This window comes from Sphingomonas edaphi (assembly GCF_003583725.1).
Lineage (GTDB): Bacteria > Pseudomonadota > Alphaproteobacteria > Sphingomonadales > Sphingomonadaceae > Sphingomicrobium > Sphingomicrobium edaphi.
In genome coordinates this window covers 136,208-157,284 of sequence record NZ_QXTF01000001.1, presented here as the reverse complement: position 1 = coordinate 157,284, position 21,077 = coordinate 136,208, and the positions used below count along the sequence as shown (strand labels likewise).

Annotated in this window: 17 protein-coding genes, 2 tRNA genes and 1 pseudogene; 11 read left to right on the top strand and 9 right to left on the bottom strand. The window is 62.3% G+C overall.

From position 1 onward, the window contains the following. Positions 1-84: 84 nt before the first annotated feature. The 7 genes from D3M59_RS00790 to D3M59_RS00760 all read left to right on the top strand — a co-directional run bounded on the left by D3M59_RS00790 (position 85) and on the right by D3M59_RS00760 (position 5,672). The gene (locus tag D3M59_RS00790; RefSeq protein WP_119530618.1) at positions 85-789 is read left to right on the top strand and encodes a uracil-DNA glycosylase; all 705 of its coding nucleotides are present in this window, start codon (positions 85-87) and stop codon (positions 787-789) included. Then, complete coding sequence (locus tag D3M59_RS00785; RefSeq protein ID WP_119530615.1) at positions 790-2,550, top strand: lytic transglycosylase domain-containing protein; 1,761 nt, start codon at positions 790-792, stop codon at positions 2,548-2,550. It abuts the gene before it with no gap. 44 nt (positions 2,551-2,594) lie between these two features. Continuing rightward, entirely contained in the window at positions 2,595-3,665 is a 1,071-nt protein-coding gene (locus D3M59_RS00780) for a PA0069 family radical SAM protein (protein WP_119530612.1), read from the top strand. A gap of 57 nt (positions 3,666-3,722) precedes the next feature. Beyond that, on the top strand, positions 3,723-5,102 hold the full coding sequence (locus D3M59_RS00775) for a M28 family peptidase (RefSeq protein WP_119530609.1): 1,380 nt from the start codon (positions 3,723-3,725) through the stop codon (positions 5,100-5,102). A gap of 32 nt (positions 5,103-5,134) precedes the next feature. Next, positions 5,135-5,404 (top strand): hypothetical protein, encoded by a 270-nt coding sequence (locus D3M59_RS00770; RefSeq protein ID WP_119530606.1) that lies wholly within the window; start codon positions 5,135-5,137, stop codon positions 5,402-5,404. Between the two features lie 41 nt (positions 5,405-5,445). Next, positions 5,446-5,522, top strand: a tRNA-Pro gene (locus tag D3M59_RS00765). Between the two features lie 73 nt (positions 5,523-5,595). After that, positions 5,596-5,672 (top strand) — tRNA-Ile (locus D3M59_RS00760). Between the two features lie 6 nt (positions 5,673-5,678). On the opposite strand, the gene D3M59_RS00755 is transcribed toward D3M59_RS00760, so the two are convergent. Both D3M59_RS00755 and D3M59_RS00750 read right to left on the bottom strand, forming a co-directional pair. Continuing rightward, positions 5,679-7,250, bottom strand: a complete 1,572-nt coding sequence (locus D3M59_RS00755) for a sensor histidine kinase (RefSeq protein WP_119530603.1) — start codon at positions 7,248-7,250, stop codon at positions 5,679-5,681. A gap of 163 nt (positions 7,251-7,413) precedes the next feature. Next, positions 7,414-8,649 (bottom strand): tetratricopeptide repeat protein, encoded by a 1,236-nt coding sequence (locus tag D3M59_RS00750; protein WP_119530600.1) that lies wholly within the window; start codon positions 8,647-8,649, stop codon positions 7,414-7,416. Between the two features lie 405 nt (positions 8,650-9,054). Between D3M59_RS00750 and gyrA the strand changes: the two genes are divergently transcribed. Both gyrA and D3M59_RS00740 read left to right on the top strand, forming a co-directional pair. Beyond that, complete coding sequence (gyrA, locus tag D3M59_RS00745) at positions 9,055-11,751, top strand: DNA gyrase subunit A (protein ID WP_119532791.1); 2,697 nt, start codon at positions 9,055-9,057, stop codon at positions 11,749-11,751. 54 nt (positions 11,752-11,805) lie between these two features. After that, positions 11,806-12,276: a host attachment family protein gene (locus D3M59_RS00740; protein WP_233543088.1), complete on the top strand. Its 471-nt coding sequence runs from the start codon at positions 11,806-11,808 to the stop codon at positions 12,274-12,276. On the opposite strand, the gene D3M59_RS00735 is transcribed toward D3M59_RS00740, so the two are convergent. Further along, positions 12,273-12,704 carry a DUF488 domain-containing protein gene (locus D3M59_RS00735; RefSeq protein ID WP_119530598.1) on the bottom strand — a complete coding sequence of 144 codons (432 nt, stop codon included), beginning with the start codon at positions 12,702-12,704 and terminating at the stop codon, positions 12,273-12,275. The genes D3M59_RS00740 and D3M59_RS00735 overlap by 4 nt on opposite strands. A gap of 34 nt (positions 12,705-12,738) precedes the next feature. On the opposite strand from D3M59_RS00735, the pseudogene D3M59_RS00730 reads away from it, so the two are divergent. Beyond that, positions 12,739-12,909, top strand: a pseudogene (locus D3M59_RS00730) (FAD-dependent oxidoreductase); the annotation flags it as partial. Between the two features lie 471 nt (positions 12,910-13,380). Here D3M59_RS00730 and D3M59_RS00720 read toward each other — a convergent pair. Continuing rightward, on the bottom strand, positions 13,381-14,115 hold the full coding sequence (locus D3M59_RS00720; protein WP_119530592.1) for a hypothetical protein: 735 nt from the start codon (positions 14,113-14,115) through the stop codon (positions 13,381-13,383). Positions 14,116-14,783: 668 nt separating this feature from the next. Between D3M59_RS00720 and trmFO the strand changes: the two genes are divergently transcribed. After that, a complete protein-coding gene (gene trmFO / locus D3M59_RS00710) occupies positions 14,784-16,115 on the top strand; it encodes a methylenetetrahydrofolate--tRNA-(uracil(54)-C(5))-methyltransferase (FADH(2)-oxidizing) TrmFO (protein WP_119530586.1) in 1,332 nt (443 codons plus the stop codon). A gap of 95 nt (positions 16,116-16,210) precedes the next feature. On the opposite strand, the gene D3M59_RS00705 is transcribed toward trmFO, so the two are convergent. From D3M59_RS00705 to eno, 5 genes are all read right to left on the bottom strand, one after another. Beyond that, positions 16,211-16,822, bottom strand: coding sequence for a hypothetical protein (locus tag D3M59_RS00705; protein ID WP_119530583.1), 612 nt, complete (start codon positions 16,820-16,822; stop codon positions 16,211-16,213). A 4-nt stretch (positions 16,823-16,826) separates the two neighbouring features. Further along, a complete protein-coding gene (locus D3M59_RS00700) occupies positions 16,827-18,215 on the bottom strand; it encodes a pyruvate dehydrogenase complex E1 component subunit beta (RefSeq protein ID WP_119530580.1) in 1,389 nt (462 codons plus the stop codon). Continuing rightward, the gene (pdhA, locus tag D3M59_RS00695) at positions 18,215-19,306 is read right to left on the bottom strand and encodes a pyruvate dehydrogenase (acetyl-transferring) E1 component subunit alpha (protein ID WP_119532787.1); all 1,092 of its coding nucleotides are present in this window, start codon (positions 19,304-19,306) and stop codon (positions 18,215-18,217) included. Before pdhA ends, D3M59_RS00700 begins: the two co-directional genes overlap by 1 nt. Positions 19,307-19,357: 51 nt before the next feature. Next, on the bottom strand, positions 19,358-19,672 hold the full coding sequence (locus tag D3M59_RS00690) for an FtsB family cell division protein (protein WP_119530577.1): 315 nt from the start codon (positions 19,670-19,672) through the stop codon (positions 19,358-19,360). 76 nt (positions 19,673-19,748) lie between these two features. Next, positions 19,749-21,038 (bottom strand): phosphopyruvate hydratase, encoded by a 1,290-nt coding sequence (gene eno, locus D3M59_RS00685; protein ID WP_119530574.1) that lies wholly within the window; start codon positions 21,036-21,038, stop codon positions 19,749-19,751. Between the last annotated feature and the right edge of the window lie 39 nt (positions 21,039-21,077).

Below are 21,077 nucleotides of genomic sequence, written 5' to 3'. Positions count from 1 at the left end.
CGTCGTGCGCCGCCGGGCGTACCGGCATATGCAGCCCTGCCAATTCCTTGACCGCGCCGTCAACCTTGGACGACAACAAGCCCGATGAACGCCGAACCATCAACACAAGGCCAGCGCGCAGCGGCCAGCCTTTTGGACTGGTGGCTGGATGCTGGCGTCGATGTTGCGGTGAGCGAAGAGGCGCGCGACTGGCTGGGTCGCAAGCCAGCGGCGATTGCGCCCATCACGGCGGCAGAGGCCGATACGCCGAAGCCGTCCGACCTCGGAGGCTTCCGCGAGTGGCTGTCGATCGGCAGTGGCCTTCCGCTCGACGGTCCGGGTGCGATCCGCATCGCTCCTCACGGCGATGAAAATGCGCCGGTCATGCTCATTTCCGACCTTCCAGGGCGGGAGGATGCGGCTGATGGAAGGCCGATCGGCGGCGAGGCGTGGGCTCTCACGGGCAAGATGCTGGCTGCGATCGGCATGTCTGCCAACGATGTCTACAGCGCGTCGCTGGCCTGCTTCCACGCGCCGGGCGCCAAGATCGGACGGGCAGAACTGGACCAATGCGCCGCCATCGCTCGCGATCATGTGCGACTGGCGAAGCCGCAGCGGCTGATTCTGTTCGGAGATGCGCCGTCGAGAGCGCTGCTGGGCGAACCGCTGGCCCGAGCGCGAGGTCGCGTTCACAAGGTCGAGGGTGTACGGACCATCGCTACCTTTCATCCGCGCTGGCTGCTGCAGCGGCCGTCTGACAAGGCACTTGCCTGGCGCGACCTGCTGCTATTGATGAGCGAGGAACAGTAGATGAAGTCGGTTGCAGTGTTGGCCTGCGCGGGCCTGTTTTCGTTGCCCGCTGCCGCCCAGCAAGCGGATGATCCGCTCGCACCCCTGGATCCTGTGCCCGCCCCGCAGACGGTATCACCCCCCGTCACAACGCCGACCCCAGCGCCGACCCCAGCGCCGACGCCGGCACCCGCACCACCGCCCCGCGTGATACCGCGCGACTGGCGGGGCGTTTTCGCGGCGATCGATGCCGGTGACTGGGAAGGCGCCCGGTTGGGCATTGCCGCCATGCCGGCCGGGCCGCTGAAGCCTTATGCGACGGCAAAACTGTTCGCCGCCCGGGGATCGCCAGTGGTGGCGCTACCGGACATTACCGCGCTGCTGGCCCAAGCGCCGGAACTACCGCAGGCGGAGCAGCTGTCCCGGCTGGCCGTGACTCGCGGCGCGACGCAGGCGCCGGCGGTCTACCTGCCTCGCCCGACGATTCCGCTAGGCCAGGCGCCACGGCGCGGGCGTACGCGGCCGGTACAGGGCGAGCCGGCGGCGGACGCCTTGCGGATCGCGCTGGAGCCGTTCGTGAAGGTAGATGACGGGCCGGGTGCCGAGGCGCTTTACCTGCAGGCAGTCCCTACCCTCTCCTACGAAGCACGGGCAGAAGCCGCCCATCGCGTCGCTTGGATTTATTTCGTTGCTGGACGGGATGCGGATGCGCGGCGGATCGCGACCGAGGGCCGCGTCGGCGCTACCGGCGAATGGGCGGCCCAGACCGCGTGGATTGCCGGGTTGGCGTCCTGGCGCCTGAACGACTGCGTCGCAGCTTATGACGGGTTCCGTGAGGCGGCACGGCTCGGCCGCGATGCCGAGTTCAATGCGGCGGCGAATTACTGGACTGCGCGCGCCGCCCAAGCCTGTCGCCGGCCGCGTGAGGTGTCGCCGCTGTTGAGGGCCGCAGCACGCTCGCCAGAAAGCTTTTACGGCCTGTTAGCGCGCGAGGCGCTTGGGATGGACAAGAGATTGCCCCAGTCCGCAGCGGCGCGTGACGTCGATCATGTCGAAAGCCTTCCAAATGTGTTGCGTGCTGCGGCGCTAGTTGGCGTGGGGCGCCGGGCGGACGCGGAAGAGCTACTCCGGCATCAGGCGAAGATCGGCAATCCGGTGCATCACCGCGCGCTGATCAGGATCGCGGCCAAGATGAACTTGCCGGGCGCGCAGTTCTGGCTGGCGCACTTCGGGCCCGTAGGCGCGTCATCCGACCCGGCCGATCGCTATCCGAGGCCAAACTGGACGCCCTACAATGGCTGGCGGGTCGATCCAGCACTCGCCTATGCCCACGTCATCCAGGAATCGAATTTCCGTGCTGAGGCGGTCAGTCCCGCAGGCGCGGTCGGTCTGATGCAGGTGCGACCCGGAACGGCCGGCGACACCGCGCGGGCTCGCGGAACGGGCGCCAGCGTCGGCACCGCTGCTCTCCAGGACCCATTGGCGAATATCGATTACGGGCAGGCGTTCATCGAGCTCATTCGCCGCAACGGTGCGACCCAGGGCCAGTTGCCGAAGGTCATCGCTGCTTACAATGCGGGACCGGTGCCCGTGGCGCGCTGGGCCTATTACGACCGCGGCGATCCGCTTCTTTGGATCGAGAGCATTCCTTACTGGGAAACCCGATTTTATGTCCCGGCGGTCCTTCGCAACATGTGGGTGATCCAGGGACTGGAAGGCGAAGCGACACCGACGCTGGACGCGCTTGCACAACACAAATGGCCGGAATTCCCCAACCGCTAATTGATGTTCTTGTTTTGTTCTACGTACTGGGGCATCCTCGCGAGATGCCGGTCGAGTCGATTCAGGGGCGCGGAGCGCCGCGCAACGCCACTCCCACCCGCTTCAACCTGAAAGAGCGGCTGGTCGAGGGCGACTGGCTGGATAGTGTCGAGAGCCTCGACGGAATCGTCCCGCGCCGGACGACCGTGACAGTGGAGAAGCCCAGGTCGATTTTGACCAGGAACAGCTCGCCGGACATCGGGTTCGACAGGTCGGTCAATCCGTATCGAGGGTGCGAGCATGGATGCATCTACTGCTTCGCGCGGCCAACCCACGCCTATCACGACTTGTCGCCCGGTTTGGACTTTGAAAGCCGGCTGTTCGTTAAGCCTGATGCAGCCAAGCTTCTTCACGCGGCGCTGTCGCGTCCAGGCTATGAGGCCGCGCCGATAGCGCTCGGCACCAACACCGATCCCTACCAACCCATCGAGGAGCATTGGCAAGTAACGAGATCGGTCCTCGAACTGCTGCTGGAAACGAAGCATCCCTTCACGATCACGACCAAATCCGACCGAGTTCTTCGCGATCTGGACATCATTGCACCTGCGGCCAAACTGGGCATTGCATCCGTGGCCATTTCGGTGACGACGCTCGACCCGAAAATCCATAAGACGTTAGAGCCACGGGCTCCCGCGCCCCGCAAGCGCCTTGCCGCCATTCGGACTCTGATTGAAGCTGGCGTCCCCGCGTTCGTGTCGATCGCGCCGGTGGTTCCGCAAATCACCGATCATGAGATGGAAAGCATCGTCGCCGCGGCGGCAGAGGCTGGAGCGCGCGGCGCATTCTGGTTGCCGGTTCGACTGCCGCACGAGGTGGCCCCGCTCTTTCGAGCGTGGCTGGACGAGCATTACCCCGATCGAGCTGGAAAGGTGATGGCCACGATTAATTCGATCCGCGGCGGGCGGGACAACGATCCGAATTTCTTCAGCCGGATGCGTGGCCAAGGCGTGTGGGCCGACCTCCTCCGCACTCGTTTCGAAAAAGCTACGAAGCGATACGGTTTGCCACAGGCGCGCTTCGCCCTTCGCCGCGACCGTTTCGAACCACCGCAGGGCGATCAGTTACGATTATTGTGACGACTTTTTCGACAAACGGCGGTGACAGCGGGGTCAACGCTGGCTAGCCCATGCATCATGATCCGCACGCTTGTTGCAGCCGCTCTGCTGTCCACCGCTTCCGCCCTCCCCGCCCAAACGATCCCGAGCCCAGAGCGCATTGGTTTACTGCGCGACGCCGCGCTGGAAAGCGACCAATATGCCTGGGACATCACGGAAGGGCTAACGACGGAAGTCGGGCCTCGGCTCGCCGGTACGGAGGCAGAGGCGCGGGCACGAGACTGGGCGGTCCGAAAGCTGACCGCCATGGGTTTTGCGAATGCCCGCATCGAGCCGTTTGACATGCCGGTCTGGACTCGCGGGGAGGAAAGCGCTGAAATCATCGAACCCTTCCCCCAGAAGATGGTCGTGGCCGCACTGGGCAACAGCGCGTCGACCGGGCCACAGGGTGTCAGCGGCGAAGTGGTGGCCTTCGACAGCGTTGATGCGCTGCGCGCAGCGCCGGATAGCGCGGTCCGGGGCAAGATTGTTTTCATCGACCACCGGATGATGGCGAACCAGGACGGATCGGGATACGGTCAGTTCGGTGCACCCCGTCGCCAGGGACCGACCCTTGCGTCGCAGAAAGGCGCGATCGCCATTGTCATCCGGTCGGTCGGCACGGACCATGATCGACTGCCGCACACTGGCGTCATGTCGTTCGACAACGGCGCTAAGCCCATTCCCGCCGGCGCGCTATCCGTTCCCGACGCCGAGCAGATGATGCGGATCATCAAGCGGGGCAAACCGGTGACCATGCGCCTGGTGCTTGTCAGCAAGAGTGTTGGCACGCGCCAGTCAGGCAATGTCATCGCCGAGGTTCCCGGGCGGGACCCCTCGTTGCCGCCGATCCTGGTGAGCGGCCACCTCGATAGTTGGGACCAGGGTACCGGCGCAATCGATGATGCGTCGGGTGTCGCAATCGCCGCAGCAGCCGCCAAGCGCATTATGGACGCCGGCCGGCCGCTTCGTACGATTCGGATCGTCTGGTTCGGCGCGGAGGAAGTCGGCCTGTTCGGCGGCCTCGACTATCGCGCCCGCCACGGCAAGGAGCCGCACCACGCGCTGATGGAAAGCGATTTCGGCGCCGACCGCATCTATCGCGTCAACTCCAAGCTGGGCACGGCGCGTCGCGCCGAAGCGGAAGCGATTGGCAAAGCGCTAGCCCCGTTGGGAATCGTCACGGGATCGTTCGAACAAGCTGAAGGATCGGATATCGGCCCGATGCTGGCAGATGGAATGCCCGGTGTCGGGCTGAGCCAGGACGGCACCCGCTATTTCGACATCCATCACACGGCGAACGACACTCTCGACAAGGTCGATCCGGCTCAACTTCGTCAGAATGTCGCGGCGTGGACTGCGGTCCTCGCGGTGCTTTCTGGCGGCATTGAGGAGCCGAAACGGTCCAAGCGGCGTTGACCCTTCCGGACTGCCATTTCCGGAGAACGATCATGCGTCTTTTCATTGCCCTTCCCCTCCTCGCGCTCGGCGCGTGCCAGGTGACGACCGATGACCAGAACGACCAGGTCACGGTACAGTACAATCAGGATGTCGCGGAAAACGGCATTGCAGATGCCGCCAATACTGCCGAGGACCTTGCCGGCAAGGTTAGCAATGACGTGCAGGCCACGGCAGACAAGGTTGAAAACAAGGTCGACAATGTAGATGTCGACGTCGACGTCAAAACAAACGGCGATACTGCGACCGCCAACGCGAATTAGACTTTTCGCCTCCGCAGTGCGCTGCTAGGCGGCTCCCAAGTCGGGGAGTAGCGCAGCCTGGTAGCGCATCTGCTTTGGGAGCAGAGGGTCGCAGGTTCGAATCCTGTCTCCCCGACCAACCTCCGCGACGAATCGTCCGGGGGCGGCCACCACGCGGCTCCTACGACGCTCGGTGTCCGAAGCGCACGGTGGGGCCTGTAGCTCAATTGGTTAGAGCTGGCCGCTCATAACGGCTTGGTTGCGGGTTCGAGTCCTGCCGGGCCCACCAGGCGCGTCACGCCTTGGTGGCTGGAATGGCCAAGACAACCTGCTCGGCTGTAAAGCGCAACGTTCCGCCCGCGAGCCGAACGAGACCACGTACGAGCCGTAGCGCGAATCCCAGGCCAAGCTTCGACGAGGCATCCTCACCCGCCAATTGGTGCGACGGGTCGAGCATCTGCCGGTCTGTCAGGTGATGGGTCGCCTGTGGGCGGGTAACGGCGAAGTGGCATTTGCCTCGATCTTCTCGAACATCGACCTTGATCGTTTCATCGGCAGCCGACGCATCGAGCATCGCGCCAAGCAACCGGCGCAACAGCCGCTCCGTCAGATCGCGGTCGAGCAGGTAGCGATGATCTTCCGAAACCGGCGCGACGCGCAGGTGTACGCCACGTTCCAGCGCCTTTGCCGCTAGTGCCTCAATCGTCGCAGGCAGGAAATCCCGAAGCGGCTCGGGCGGCCTCCTTGCCGCCGTGCCTGTCTGCACCTGTGCTGCAAAATCGAGATCCTCGATCGCCGCTAACAAGATCCGCGCCTGCAACACGATCTCGGCTGCGCGATGGCGGTAGCTGCGATGGGCAGGTCCCAGATATTGGCCATCGATGATTTCGGCGAAGCCGATGATGGCGTTGAGCGGGGTCTTGATCTCGTGAATGGTTTCGCGAAGAGATTCCGCGTCATTGGCCAGCGCCATTTGACGCCTGGGCGCGGGTAGCTCTGGCTCCTCTTCGCCCTGTCGCCGCGCGATACCGCGATAACCCAAGAAGCGGCCGTCAACCGGCGAAAAGGCTGGAATCCCGCTAAGCCGCCACTCCCCTTCTATCGCCGGGGTGGCAATGGTGAGCGACGCCGCATCGAACGGGAGCCGATCTGAAAAGGCGCGAACGAGTTTCCTGTCCGCCCCCTCGTCACCGGGCAGGCTGCGCCCGATTAAAGCCCCACGCGGCGCGCCTTCAACCCAGCCGATCTGACCCGATGCGTCGCATTCCCAACTGAACAGCATTGGGTCACCGGGCGCGCGAACCTGCACCGCCGGCACCGCCTGTTCTGTAGGGCCTTCCGCGAACTTCTCGACGAGCGGCGCAAGTTCCTCGCGCCGTGCCTTGAGCCGTTCGATGCGAGCCACCAGTTCGCTGATAGAAGGGACGTGTTCTTCCGACTCATCCGGAATTGGCGCGGTACCCGAGCCTGACACCGGTAAATCCACCTGCTCGCCGCGCAGCGAACGGATAAATGCTCTTACCTCCGGGCTTGCCGCGGCTGTCACCTCGGCCCAGCCGCTATCGTCCATTTTCGCCGACGAAAGTAGCGGAGCCGCGACCTCCAGCCGGTCGGCAGCAAATATCGCAATCAGGCGCGGCTCGCTTGCCCGGCCCGCAATGCTCCTGGCGGTCGCGGCACGGATCGGCCGGGCCACGGTCCGAAGGCCCGCGCGTACCATCGTCAGCGCGGCGTCCAGCAAGGCAGGATCGATACTGTCGTGCGGCCGGGAAAGCAGGTCCACGAGCTGACGCCACCGGACGGTCCGGTCGTGCGCATCCGCCACCGGTTGGGTCATCACGGTCTTGAGGCGGTCGTCGAAGCGCACGTTTGTTGAATGTCCTTCGCGTTTACGAGCCAGATGTGGGGTCACCCGGCACTTGGCGACAGGGGGTGACGATTAACCATCCCGTTTCGGGACAATGAAAAAGGGCGGCGGACCCATCGGCCCGCCGCCCCCAATCATTTCGCGATAGGACGCGTGGGCGTCGTCAGGCCTTGGTGCTGAGGTAGGTCAGCCAGAGTTTCGCAACCTCGGCCTGCGCGCCACCGGCAGCATTCAGCGCGGCGGTCGCACCAGCCTTATCGCCGGAGCGAGCAAGCGCCATGCCGAGCCGCAGGTTCACGAGATCCTTGTCTGCGCCGGCCTTCCCGAGCGCGGCGCGGTAGAGGTCAGCTGCCTGAGCATAGTCACCGTAGCCGTAATATGCGTCGGCGATCACCATTACCTTCTTTGCGTCGCCGCCAGCCTTCGCGGTGCTGGCCGAAGCAGCCAGCGACGCGCGGTCGCCCTGCGACTTGGTCGTTGCCGACGCATACATTTGCGAGAAGGTCGCCTTCGACTTGTCGATCGCCTTGGCCGCAAAGCCCTGTTCCAGGACGGCCTTGGCCTCGCCCGGATAGCCCTTCAGCATCAGCGCATTGGCGAAGCGATAATAATCGTTTTCGCCGGAAAGCGCTCCAGCCGCATGAGCGAGGCGCATCGAGTCGATGAGCGCACTGTCTTCCAGCTGGCTGTTGGTCTGGTAAATGACGATCGTGTCGCGCCAGTTCTTCGGCGTCGGGTAAGCCTTGACCCAATCACGGCTAAGCGTGACGGCGGCCGGGCTCTTCGCCTTGTAGGCGAGCGCAACGGCGCGCTTGTACCAAAGCTCTTCCGGCTTCTGGCCGGCGGCAACGCGTGCCCCGATCGCCTTCTGGAACAAGGCGACGGCGTCCGCCGGACGGCCCTGTGAGTTGCGGACTTCGCCGAGCATGATCATCGCATTGACGTTGTTCGCGTCCAGCTTGAGCGCATTTTCGTACGCAGCAGCTGCCTGGTCGTACTGTTTGGCATTCGACCGGAGGCTGCCCAGATTATTGTACAGATCGATGCTTTGGGCGGAGTCCACCACGCCGGAAGCGAGGACAGATTCGATCGCCGCCGCGACCGCGGCGTCGTTCTTCGACGCAACGGCGGCCTTCAGCTCAAGCTGGCCGACGACATATTTGTCGTCGTTCGTCTTGGCCTTTGCCTTGGCGGCCGCGATGGCAGCAGGAATGGCGGCCGTGTTATTGGCGTTCACCGCTTCCTGAAGCGCGACGATTTCCTTACGTGCCTGGCTCGAAATATTGAACTTACGCTCTGGGGCCGCTGCTGCGGGCTTGTCCTGGGCAAGAGCCGGCGCTGCGACCGCAACAGATGCAGAGGCCAGCAAGACAGCCAGCACGCCTCGATTGAGCTTCATATTTCTCTCCTTTCGTTCCGGGCATCAACCAGCGTCGCCCGGCATTAGAAAATCCAGTGGCAGCCCCCATAAACGGCTTGCCCGATTGCGGGAAGCGCGAATGGCGGCAATCCCATGAACCGCGATTGAACCACTTGAAAACCCACGCGAAACCGGTGCTAGACCGATGATGCATTCCGCGTTCCTTCGCGCGCGTACATGCGCGTACGCGGGGTGGCGCCGCGACTGCCTATCGGCTAGCAGCGGAAAACATGGGGGTTAAGCCGGCGATGTGCTGGCGATTCTTCCGCGTACCGACAGAAATAGAAACGACAGGATTTTTCCTTGGCGACCAAGCCTCCGGCCGACGACAGCACCCTGCCCCCTGACCATGGTGACATTGCTCCCATCTCCATCGTCGAGGAGATGAAGACCAGTTACCTTGATTATGCCATGTCCGTGATCGTCAGCCGTGCGCTGCCGGACGTGCGCGACGGGTTAAAGCCGGTGCATCGTCGCATCCTGCATGCCTGCCAGGAGGCGGGCTACGTGGCGGGCCGGCCGTATCGCAAGTCGAGCCGCATCGTCGGTGACGTCATGGGTAAATATCACCCGCACGGCGACCAGGCGATCTACGACGCGCTGGCGCGCATGACGCAGGACTGGTCGATGCGCGTTCCGCTGATCGACGGCCAGGGCAACTTCGGCTCGATGGACCCCGATCCGCCCGCTGCAATGCGTTACACCGAAGCGCGCCTCGCCAAGGTCGCGAACTTCCTGCTGGGCGACATCGACAAAGACACGGTCGATTTCCAACCCAACTATGACGCATCCGAACGCGAACCGCAGGTCTTGCCAGCCCGCTTCCCCAACCTGCTGGTCAACGGTGCAGGCGGAATCGCGGTCGGCATGGCGACCAACATCCCGCCGCATAACCTCGGCGAAGTGCTCGCGGCCTGCCGGGCCTATATCGATGATCCGGCGATCAGCGTCGAAGGTCTAATGGAGCATGTGAAGGGCCCGGACTTCCCCACCGCGCCCCTGATCCTGGGCACCTCGGGCATCCGCAGTGCTTATACGACAGGCCGCGGCTCGATCCTCATGCGCAGCCGCGCCCATGTCGAAGAAGGCCGCAACGACCGCCGCTCGATCGTCCTCACCGCCATACCCTATCAGGTCGGTAAGTCGGGCCTGGTCGAAAAGATCGCCGAGGCCGCGAAGGAAAAGCGTATCGAAGGCGTGTCGGACATTCGAGACGAGTCCAACCGCTTGGGCGTCCGGATCGTGATCGACCTGAAGCGCGACGCGACGCCCGAAGTGGTGCTGAACCAGTTGTGGCGGCACACGCCCGCTCAGTCGAGTTTCCCCGCCAACATGCTGGCGATTCGTGGTGGCCGGCCAGAAACGCTCTCGCTGCGCGATATCATCGAAAGCTTCGTGACGTTTCGCGAAGAGGTCATCACCCGCCGCTCCAAATATGAGCTGCTGAAGGCGCGCGAGCGGGCCCATATCCTGCTTGGCCTCGTCGTCGCTGTCACGAACCTTGACGAGGTGGTGAAGCTGATCCGCGGCTCGTCGACCCCGGCCGAAGCGCGCGAGAAACTGCTGCTTCGCGAATGGGACGGTGCGCAGATCCGCCCCTACATCGCCCTCGTAGAAGCGGTCGAGCCGCAGGCGGCGTCGGTCACTTATCGTCTCAGCGAAGCCCAGGTGAAGGCGATCCTCGAATTGCGCCTGCACCGCCTGACCGCGCTGGGCCGCGACGAAATCGGCGAAGAGTTGGAAGGCCTCGCCAAGAACATCGGCGAATTGCTTGAAATCCTTGGTAATCGTGCCCGTCTTTATGAGGTCATGCGTGAGGAATTCGATGCGGTCGAGGCCGAGTTCGCGACACCCCGCGTGGCGGAGATCGCGCCAGCCGCTGACGGTATCGATGACGAAGACCTGATCGAGGTTGAGGACATGGTCGTCACCGTGACCATGACCGGCTACATCAAGCGGACGCCCCTCGCGCTGTTCCGCGAGCAAAAGCGCGGCGGCAAGGGTCGCAGCGGCATGAGCACCAAGGACGAGGATATCGTCACCGAGTTGTTCGTGACCTCGACCCACAATCCGGTCCTGTTCTTCACCAGTGTCGGCCGTGTCTATCGGATGAAAGTGTGGAAGCTGCCCGAAGGCGGCCCCACCGCCAAGGGCCGACCGATGGTCAACATCCTGCCTCTCGCTGCGGGCGAGACAGTGACGACAGTGCTTCCGCTTCCGCAGGATGAGGATGAGTGGAAGAATCTCCACATCATGTTTGCCACGGCGCGCGGTACCGTCCGACGCAATAGCATGGACGCGTTCACCAACATCCCCACGGCCGGAAAGATCGCGATGAAGTTCGGCAACAGCGACGAAGGCGGTGCTGAGGATGACGGCCTCGACCGCCTCATCGGCGTTGACCTGCTGACTGAGGACGACGACGTCCTCCTCGCTACCAGGCAGGGCAAGGCGATCCGCTTCGAATCCACCGCAGTGCGCGAATTCCAGAGCCGTGCTTCCATGGGCGTTCGGGGCGTTCGGTTGGCCGAGGGGGACGAGGTCATCTCGATGTCGATCCTCCGCCGCGCCGGCACAACGCAGGAGGAACGCGAGGCCTATCTGAAATCGCCCAAGTGGCGCGGCAACGACAGTGCCGATGGCCTGTCGGACGAGCGCTACGCCGAAGTCGCGGAGAAGGAGCAATTCCTCCTGACCATTACCGAAAACGGCTACGGAAAGCGCAGCTCGACCTATGAGTATCGCCGCACCAACCGTGGCGGCCAGGGCATCATCAACATTGTCACGTCCGACCGGAACGGCGGCGTTGTCGCCAGCTTCCCCGTGAAGCCCGGCGAGCAGCTGATGCTGGTCACGGACCAGGGTAAGATGATCCGTACGACGGTGGGAGATATCCGTATTGCCGGCCGCAACACGCAGGGCGTAACCATCTTCAACGTTGCCGATCGTGAGAAGGTCGTATCCGTCGCCAAGATCGACGAGAGCGAGGAACAGGAAGTCGAACTCGAGGCCGGCGGGGATATCGCGCCCGACAGCGGTGCGACGGTTGGAGAAGATCTAGCGTCCGGCGGCGAAGCCTGAAGAGGAACGGGGACGTCGGCGGGCGCGTTGAAATGGAAACCATAGAAGGAGACCATGATGCCGCTCGCCAACAACGCCCTCGTTCTTGTTACCGATGGTCGCAAGACGCTCTATTTCCGCAACGAAGGTGACATCAACCAGATCGACCTTCGAACGGAAGCGCATGACGAGCGCGAGGCACTGGAAAACAAGGACCTGAGGACCGATGCGCCCGGCACGGTTCAACAGTCGGCGGGTTATGGTCATTCGACCTATGAGGAAACGGACTTCAAGCAGCTCGAAGAAGATCGCTGGGCGCATTCCGCGGCGGAGGAAGTGAACCGTCGGGCGCTAGCGAACGATTTCGATGCTCTCGCGATCATCGCACCGCCCAAGACACTGGGCGAACTCCGCAAGAAGCTCCACAAGGAAGCGGAAAAGCGGGTGGTGTGTGAAATTCCCAAGGAGATGACGGGCCGCCCGATCCCCGACATCGAAGCGCTCATCGTCGGCCATACCGCGCCGGAAGCCCCGGCCGCCGTCTAGGCGAATAGGTCCACCCGCTCGGCATCGCTCGCCACGGCTTTTAGCAGTAGCGAGCGATGGCAGCCGGCAGGTTCGCGTTCGAAGCAGAGCAATGCGCTTGGCTTCTCCGCTGCGAGCTCGCGCATTTGCGCTGCCGCGACGACCGCTTCCGGCAAGTCGAGCTGGCCAGCGTAGATGCGCTTAAGATCCGAATGGCGTCCCTTTCGTGCGGCCTCGCGCCCCTCGGCGGGCGTGCCTAGCGCCTTGAAGTGGACGTAGTCGATGCCTGCTTCCGCGAGCGCATTGCGTAGCGGGGTCTTTGAAAAGCTTGGACGGCGCGAAAGTGGCAACGCGCGGACATCGATGACGCGTTCGACGCCCGCCTCGGTTAAGGCGCGAAGGAATTCGTCCATGGTCGCGGCTTCGTAGCCGATGGTGAAGATGCGCATGGACCATATGTAGTGATACGCCTAGGGGATCGCCATGTCCCATGACGTCCATATCATCGGTGGCGGGCTCGCCGGTTCCGAAGCTGCATGGCAGTTGGCCGAAGCCGGTCTCAAGGTCCGCCTCAGCGAAATGCGCGGCGGTGGCGACATGACGCCCGCGCACGAGAGCGACCGGCTCGCCGAAATGGTCTGCTCAAACAGCTTTCATTAAGCAGACCAGCTGACCAAGTGATTCAATTTGTTGGCGTTTTTCCTTCAGAATGAAAATGAACTGGTGTGGGGAAAATGTGGGGATTTTGACCCACAGTCCCGTCAAGCTATTGTTTTTGCTACTTTTTATGCGATCGAGATGGTCTGCTATGTTACCGCGTATCTGAGAAGTTGAGTGATGCAGAACAGGGATTTTGTAGCGGCATTAGAGCGCAAGTGTTTGGCCGTGATGGTTCTCAATGACGATCGGTGGGTGGGCATATGGCCCGATTCCTTCGGGCGCTACTGGCTCGTCGAGGGAACCGTAGATAACTTGGAACCGCTGCGAGAGCATTTCTATTGCGGCGACTATGCCAGTGCCTACGAGAGATTCATGGTTTGGTGGGAAGCCGATTTTGTCGGCGCCCCAACGCGCAGCGATGGGGGGCTGCGGGTAATTAAATAGCGCGCCAACCGCAAAATGAACTTAACGGCCCAAGGCTTTCCGCGCTCCTCCACTAAGTGATGCCAAAGGCACTAGTTGCGCCACCTGAAGCATCAGGGCCACGTCTTCGTTCCGGAGGGGTGAGTCATGTACCGAGAAGCGCTTGATCCGATCCCGCTCGGCAGCAGCGATGTCGCCAAAGGCGGTGTAATTTGAGTTGATAGAATTTGCGTCAGGAGTGACTGCCTTCAGGAGCAGAGGCGACTTAACCTCGACGACCGCGAAATCAATCGGCCAGAGACGCCCGCTTTCACCGCGATATTCATACTCGCTTGCGATCGTATGCTCCGGAACAATTTCCGCGAGAGTGTCATGAATACGCTTCCGGAGTTCAGATACTTTTCGATGCAAGACGCGCGCCGAAGTCTCAGCTGAAGCTTGCGCAGCCCCATTTGCCACAGCCAATATGGCTGAAAAGAGCCATTCTTTGTCAGGAACGTCCGCAACGAGACTACTCTCATTGGCCATCAGGCCAAATCTGTTGCAGGCCTTCTTTAGGCTAGTTTCGAATGCCGCCTCGTCGCGGCCATGGATGAACGCCGATCTAGCCGCGTCGCCCGCGTCGGTTACGCGAAATCCATCACCGTATTTTGAGATATGCACAGCAACGCGATCGAATGACGGATAATAGCAGTGCGTCTCGAAGCGCACTCCGTATTCTGTCGTCTGGCAAAGGTCATTCTTTGCGAAGAGATTGCGGAGTTCGTCACAGTTCATCTGACTCCCCCTTCCCTTGCAAATAAGCCAGCCTGAGCGGGCAGTGCCACACTTCGCTGGCCCGCAGCCAGTGTCAAATTTACAGCATCTGCCACTATGTCCAAAGCGTGTTCAAAACTGGTTACCGATCCGACCAACGGTTTCCGGAATGGTAACTCGCCCAACCCCTGCGCCCGAACCCATTCCCTATGTTCCACCCAAGGGTGAGTATGCGGGCCACAGACTTCCCGCGGCAAGCTTGGCGCATAGCGCCGGACCGCGAACGGGTTTTCCTTTCGCTCATTGTCCGGGACGACATCGAGCCTGAAGATGGGCCTCTGATTGTAAATCACGCTGATACTTAACTGCGTGAAGCTGCCATCGCACTCGAAGCATAACATGCCACAAGCGATGTGCATTGCGTCAATAATAGGCCAACGACTCTGCCAATCGCGGCCTCTGCCACTCGCTTTCACCCACGGCGGCATGAAACCATCGCAGGTTTTATATCCCTCGATGAAAGTATCTACGCTGGAAACTTGTATGTCCGACACGGGTGAGACGTTATATTTCGCTTCCGAAAGAGTCGAGCGCGCGGCGACATTGGCTAGAGCGGCACGTTCAGTGTGGGGATTTTGTGGGGATTTAGGGTCCCCAGAGTCCCAAAAAGCGCCTAAATGCCCCCTCAAATGACATATCAAGTTCACATCATCGGCGGCGGACTGGCCGGGTCTGAAGCAGCGTGGCAACTCGCAAATATGGGAGTTTCCGTGCGTTTATCCGAGATGCGCGGCCTCGACATGACACCCGCGCATGACACTGATTTTCTTGCAGAATTAGTATGTTCAAACAGCTTCCGGTCCGATGACGCCGAGAATAATGCGGTCGGCTTGTTGCACCAGGAAATGAGGACGCTGGGATCGCTCATCATGGCCTGCGCCGACGAGCATCGAGTTCCCGCCGGGTCAGCCCTTGCGGTAGACCGCGAGGGATTTGCCGGAGCGGTTACCGGTCGCATCACAGGCCACCCCAATATCGACGTCGTTCGGGAGCGGATCGACGAGCTACCTGCTGCGGGACAAACGATCATCGCCACGGGACCCTTGACGGCGCCCGGCCTGGCACAGGCGATTGCGCGAGTGACCGGGAGCGACGCCCTCGCCTTTTTCGATGCGATTGCCCCGATCATTCACCGGGACAGCATCGACATGGACGTGTGCTGGATGGCCGCGCGCTGGGACAAGGGCGGCAAGGACTACATCAACTGTCCGATGAACAAGGAGCAATACGAGGCGTTCGTCGCGGCTTTGAACGAGGGCGAGAAGACCGAGTTCAAGGAATGGGAGAAGGACACGCCGTATTTCGAAGGCTGCATGCCAATCGAAGTGATGGCGTCCCGCGGCGTCGAAACGTTACGCTATGGTCCAATGAAGGGCGTCGGCCTAGATGATCCGCGCACCGGCCGATGGCCCCATGCCTGTGTCCAGCTTCGCCAGGACAATGCGCTGGGCACCTTGTGGAACATGGTCGGCTTCCAGACCAAGCTGAAGCATGGCGAACAGGTGCGGATTTTCCGCACCATCCCGGGCCTTGAGAATGCAGAGTTTGCGCGGCTTGGCGGCATCCACCGCAACAGCTTTATCCGGTCGCCGGAACTTCTCGACGGGCAGTTGCGGCTGAAGGCCCTACCCCACGTCCGTTTTGCCGGCCAGATTACCGGCTGCGAGGGATATGTGGAAAGCGCGGCAATCGGACTGCTGGCGGCAAGATTCGCCGCCGCGGAGACAAAGGAACGCGAACTTCCCGCACCGCCGCCGGAAACCGCGCTCGGTGCGCTGCTCGGTCACATCACTGGTGGAGCGAACGCCGAGACCTATCAGCCGATGAACATCAACTTCGGGCTGATGCCGCCGATTACTGGCCCGAAAACCAAGAAGGCCGATCGCAAGCGAATTTACACTGACCGGGCTCGAGATGCGCTGAAGGGTTGGCTGCCGGAAGCCGAGGCTGTTCCCGCCTAGCCACAGCTGCAGGCTGGCCTCGTATTTCGTTTTGGTCGTCGCTGCATATTCCGCCGTCCCGATGCCCAAGGCGGACCGCGCTGACTACATTTTCGCTAAGACAATCCTCCAAATAGCTTGTGTGAAAGCAGGCGGGCTGCGCGGCCAGGTGTTGCTTCCGGTTCGAATGGTGATCCGCCTTGACGCATATCGCGCGCAGCGAGGGCAGCAAGACAGGTCAGCGGGCGCAGTCTTCGTTCGAAAGTCGCTGTGATTGGCTGGCACGCGCCCAATGGCGCCAAACCTCTGCGGGCATAGTCGGCCCGTGCGAAAAGCCTGCCTGCTTCGGCAACGTTTGCATTCGGGGTTCTCAGCAGCTTGGCACCCATAGCGAACAGTCGCTCACCCCTAACGAGGGCTGCTTCCGTGTCGGCGTCCTCGTCGAGTAAGTGTGCCCAGCCCTCCTCCAGCGCTGCCAGGTCTTGCCCGGTAACTCCTTGCACCAGCAACTCCGCGACGGCCGCCTGCAAGCGCGGCTCAGGCGGCGGCGAGCCAGAATCGAGCCGGACCAGCGCGTCCCGCCACCAGGCGAGGCGGATCGCGCCGAGCGCGGCCTGCGTGGACGACGCCACGATATCGGCCATGGCATCATCGATCGCGAACAGTGCATCGAAAGCCGGCCGCAGCTCGACCGGCCAATAAAGCCGGACGAGGTCGCGGTCCCGCAACGCCTTAGCGATAGGTGACGGCCTTTACCGCTTTCACCACATCGTCCGCCTTGATCAGCGCCAGCTTTTCGAGGTTTGCCGCATAGGGAAGCGGCACATCTTGGTCGGTAACACGCAGGACCGGTGCATCGAGGTCGTCGAAACCTTCTTCCATGCAAATCGCCATGATCTCGCTGGCGATTGAGCAGGTGGGCCAGCCTTCCTCGACCACGACAACCCGATTGGTCTTGGCGAGTGACGTCAGCACGGCCTGCTTGTCGAGCGGGCGAAGCGTGCGAAGGTCGATCACTTCCGCCTCGATGCCCTCGGCGGCTAGCTTGTCCGCCGCTTCGAGTGCCACTCCGACGCCGATGGAATAGCTGACCAGAGTGACGTCATTGCCCTCCCGCATGATCCGCGCTTTGCCGATCGGAAGAACATAGTCGTCGACTTGTGGTACGTCGAAATTCTGGCCGTAGAGAAGCTCATTCTCTAGGAAGACGACCGGATCTTCGCTGCGGATTGCGGCCTTGAGAAGCCCCTTGGCATCGGCGCTGTCATAGGGCGCGATGACGACGAGGCCCGGCACACTAGCATACCACGGTCCGTAATTTTGGCTGTGCTGCGCGCCAACGCGGCTCGCCGCGCCGTTGGGGCCGCGGAACACGATTGGGCAGCGCATCTGGCCGCCAGACATGTAATTGGTTTTGGCAGCCGAATTGATGATGTGGTCGATCGCCTGCATGGCGAAGTTGAAGGTCATGAACTCGATGACCGGCTTCAGGCCGCCCATCGCCGCGCCCGACCCCAAGCCCGCAAAACCATATTCGGTGATCGGCGTGTCGATGACACGCTTGGGGCCGAATTCGTCGAGCAGTCCTTGCGTGACCTTGTACGCGCCCTGGTACTGGGCGACTTCCTCGCCCATCACGAAGACGCGCTCATCGCGACGCATTTCCTCCGCCATCGCGTCGCGCAGTGCTTCGCGGACGGTTGTTGGCGTCATCGCCGTGCCTTCGGGGATCGCCGGGTCGGCCATCGTGCTGGTGTCGCGCTTTGGTGCGACCAGCTGGCTCGTTCCGCTGTCTGCCTTTACGGGCGCCGCAGTCGGTTCTGTGGCCTGTTCTGCAGGGGCAGGAGTAGTAGCGGCAGGTGCTGGCGCGGCGGCCTCCCCCTCTCCCCCCATCATCGCGATGACCGTGCCGACCTTCACGCCGTCGGTGCCTTCAGGAACGAGGATTTTCGAGATCGTTCCTTCATCAACGGCTTCGAATTCCATCGTCGCCTTGTCGGTCTCGATCTCGGCCAGGATGTCGCCGGACGACACGGTATCGCCTTCCTTGACCAACCACTTGGCGAGCGTGCCCTCTTCCATCGTCGGCGACAGCGCCGGCATCTTCAGTTCGACGCCCATTAGTAGGTCTCCACCAGTACGTCGGTATAGAGTTCGGAAGCATCCGGCTCAGGCGCTTCTTCAGCGAACTTCGCGGCTTCCACCACGATGTCCTTGATTTCCTTGTCGATTGCCTTGAGTTCGTCTTCGCCGACGCCGAGCTTGGTCAGTTCCGTGGCGGCATGATCGATGGGGTCGTTGCCCTCGCGATAGCTCTGCACCTCCTCGCGCGTCCGATACTTTGCCGGATCGCTCATCGAATGGCCGCGATAGCGATAGGTCTTGAGTTCGAGGATTATCGGGCCCTTGCCGGATTGCGTCCATTCCATCGCGACCTCGGCCGCCCCGCGAACCGCCAGCACGTCCATGCCGTCTACTTGCAGACCGGGAATCTGGAAGCTCTCCCCGCGTTTGTAGAAATCAGGTTCCGACGCTGACCGCTCGACGCTGGTCCCCATGGCGTACTGGTTATTCTCGATGGCGTAGATGACCGGGAGGTTCCAGAGCTTCGCCATGTTGAAGCTTTCGTAAACTTGGCCCTGGTTGGCAGCGCCGTCGCCGAAATAGGCGAGGCAGGTGCCGCCATCGTTCGAATACTGGTGCTTGAAGGCCAAGCCGGTGCCGAGCGCCACCTGCGCACCGACAATGCCGTGGCCGCCGTAGAAGCCATGTTCGACGCTGAACATATGCATCGAACCGCCTTTGCCGCGGGAGATACCGGCTTCACGGCCCGTCAGTTCGGCCATGATGACTTTCGGGTCGATGCCATAAGCGAGCATGTGACCGTGATCGCGATAACCGGTAATGACGCTGTCGCGCCCCACCTTCATCGCCGACTGCAGGCCAACGGCGACCGCTTCCTGACCGATGTACAGGTGACAGAAACCACCGATCAGCCCAAGTCCATAGAGCTGCCCTGCTCGCTCCTCGAAGCGGCGGATCAGAAGCATCTGCTTGTAGAAGTCGAGCAGTTCTTCCTTCGACGCGTTGTAGCGCGCCGGTTCCTTGGGCCGCTCCCTGTTGGGTGTCGCGGGCGCTGCAGTCGTCGCAGCGGATTTGCGGGCGGTTTTCGCCACGTAGCTCTCCACTTTATCGTTGCTTGGGCGCGCTATAGGAGCGGCAGGCCGCAAAGGGCAATGCCGTAGCGTCGGACCGACGTGATTCTAGTCTTCGAGCGGGACTACGACCTCATCAGCCCGGACCAATCCGAGTTCCTTGCGGACCATTTCGTCGGCCAGGTCCGGGTCCGCGCGGCGCGGATCGAGCAGAGTCGAGCGATGCCGAAGCCGGTCGCGCTCCCCTTGCAGCGCGGCCAACTCCGCCTTGCGCACTTCGAGCTGTTGCGAATATCCCCGCCAGGCGAACAGCCCGTTCGGACCGGCAATCGCATGGCCGGCGAAGGTGCCGACAACAAGCAATGCCACCGCGGGCCACAGCGCGCGGCGGATCAATCCGATACTCTTGGGCTTCCCCCTCATAGGGTCCAAAGAATCAGAAAGACGCCATGAAGGCAAGTGCTTTCAGGCAACTGATTCAAATAAACTTTTCCGGAACTTACGAACGCTTGTAGGCGCGTAGCGCCGACAGTCCCGGATAGCGCGCTGCGTCGCCCAGTTCTTCTTCGATACGAAGCAGCTGGTTGTACTTGGCGGTGCGGTCGGAACGGGCCAGGCTACCGGTCTTGATCTGGCCGCAGGACAGCGCGACCGCGAGGTCGGCAATGGTTGAATCTTCGGTTTCGCCAGAGCGGTGCGACATGACCGCGGTATAGCCCGACGACTGAGCGAGCCGGACTGCGTTCACGGTCTCAGTCAACGTGCCGATCTGGTTGACCTTCACCAAGATTGAGTTAGCGATACCGTCGCGAATGCCGTCGGCCAGGCGGCGCTCGTTGGTGACAAACAAGTCGTCGCCAACCAGTTGCACGCGTTCGCCTAGGCGATCGGTCAGCGCCTTCCAGCCTGCCATATCGTCCTCGGCCATGCCGTCCTCGATCGACGCGATCGGATAGGCGTCGCACAGGTCGGCAAGATAGGCGGCCATCTCGTCCGGGCTCAAGGTGCGATCCTCGCCTTCCATCCGATAGGCGCCGTCCTTGAAGAATTCTGTCGACGCGCAGTCGAGCGCGATCAGCACATCTTCGCCGAGAGCGTAACCGGCCGAGGCCGTCGCTTCGGCGATGAGGTCGAGTGCGGCGCGAGCCGACGCGATGTTGGGCGCGAAGCCGCCTTCGTCGCCGACTGCGGTGCTAAGGCCCTTGGTGTGCAGCGCCGACTTCAGCGCGTGAAAGATTTCCGCACCGCAGCGAAGGGCTTCCGAAAAGCTGTCAGCGCCAACCGGCATGACCATGAACTCCTGAAAGTCGATCGGATTGTCGGCATGGGCGCCGCCGTTCAGGATGTTCATCATTGGCACGGGTAGGATCGTCGCTCCGACTCCGCCGACGTAGCGATACAAGGGCAGTCCCCTCGCCTCCGCGGCGGCGCGCGCGGTCGCCAGGCTGACGCCGAGGATCGCGTTGGCGCCGAGCTTGCCCTTATTGTCCGAACCGTCGAGATCGATCATCGCCGCGTCAATTTCGGCCTGGTCCTCCGCATCGAAGCCCAGGATCGAGTCGGCGATGGCGCCATTGACGGCGTGGACGGCGTCCCCAACCCCCTTGCCGCCCCAGCGCGACTTGTCGCCGTCACGCTTCTCGACCGCTTCGTGGGCGCCCGTCGATGCGCCCGACGGAACGGCAGCACGGCCCAGTGAGCCGTCCTCCAGGGTCACGTCGACTTCGACCGTGGGGTTGCCACGGCTGTCCAGGATCTGGCGGGCGTGGATGTCGACGATCGCGGTCATTGCAGTCCCTTTTTCGATGAAGCGGCCGGTGCGCTCGAT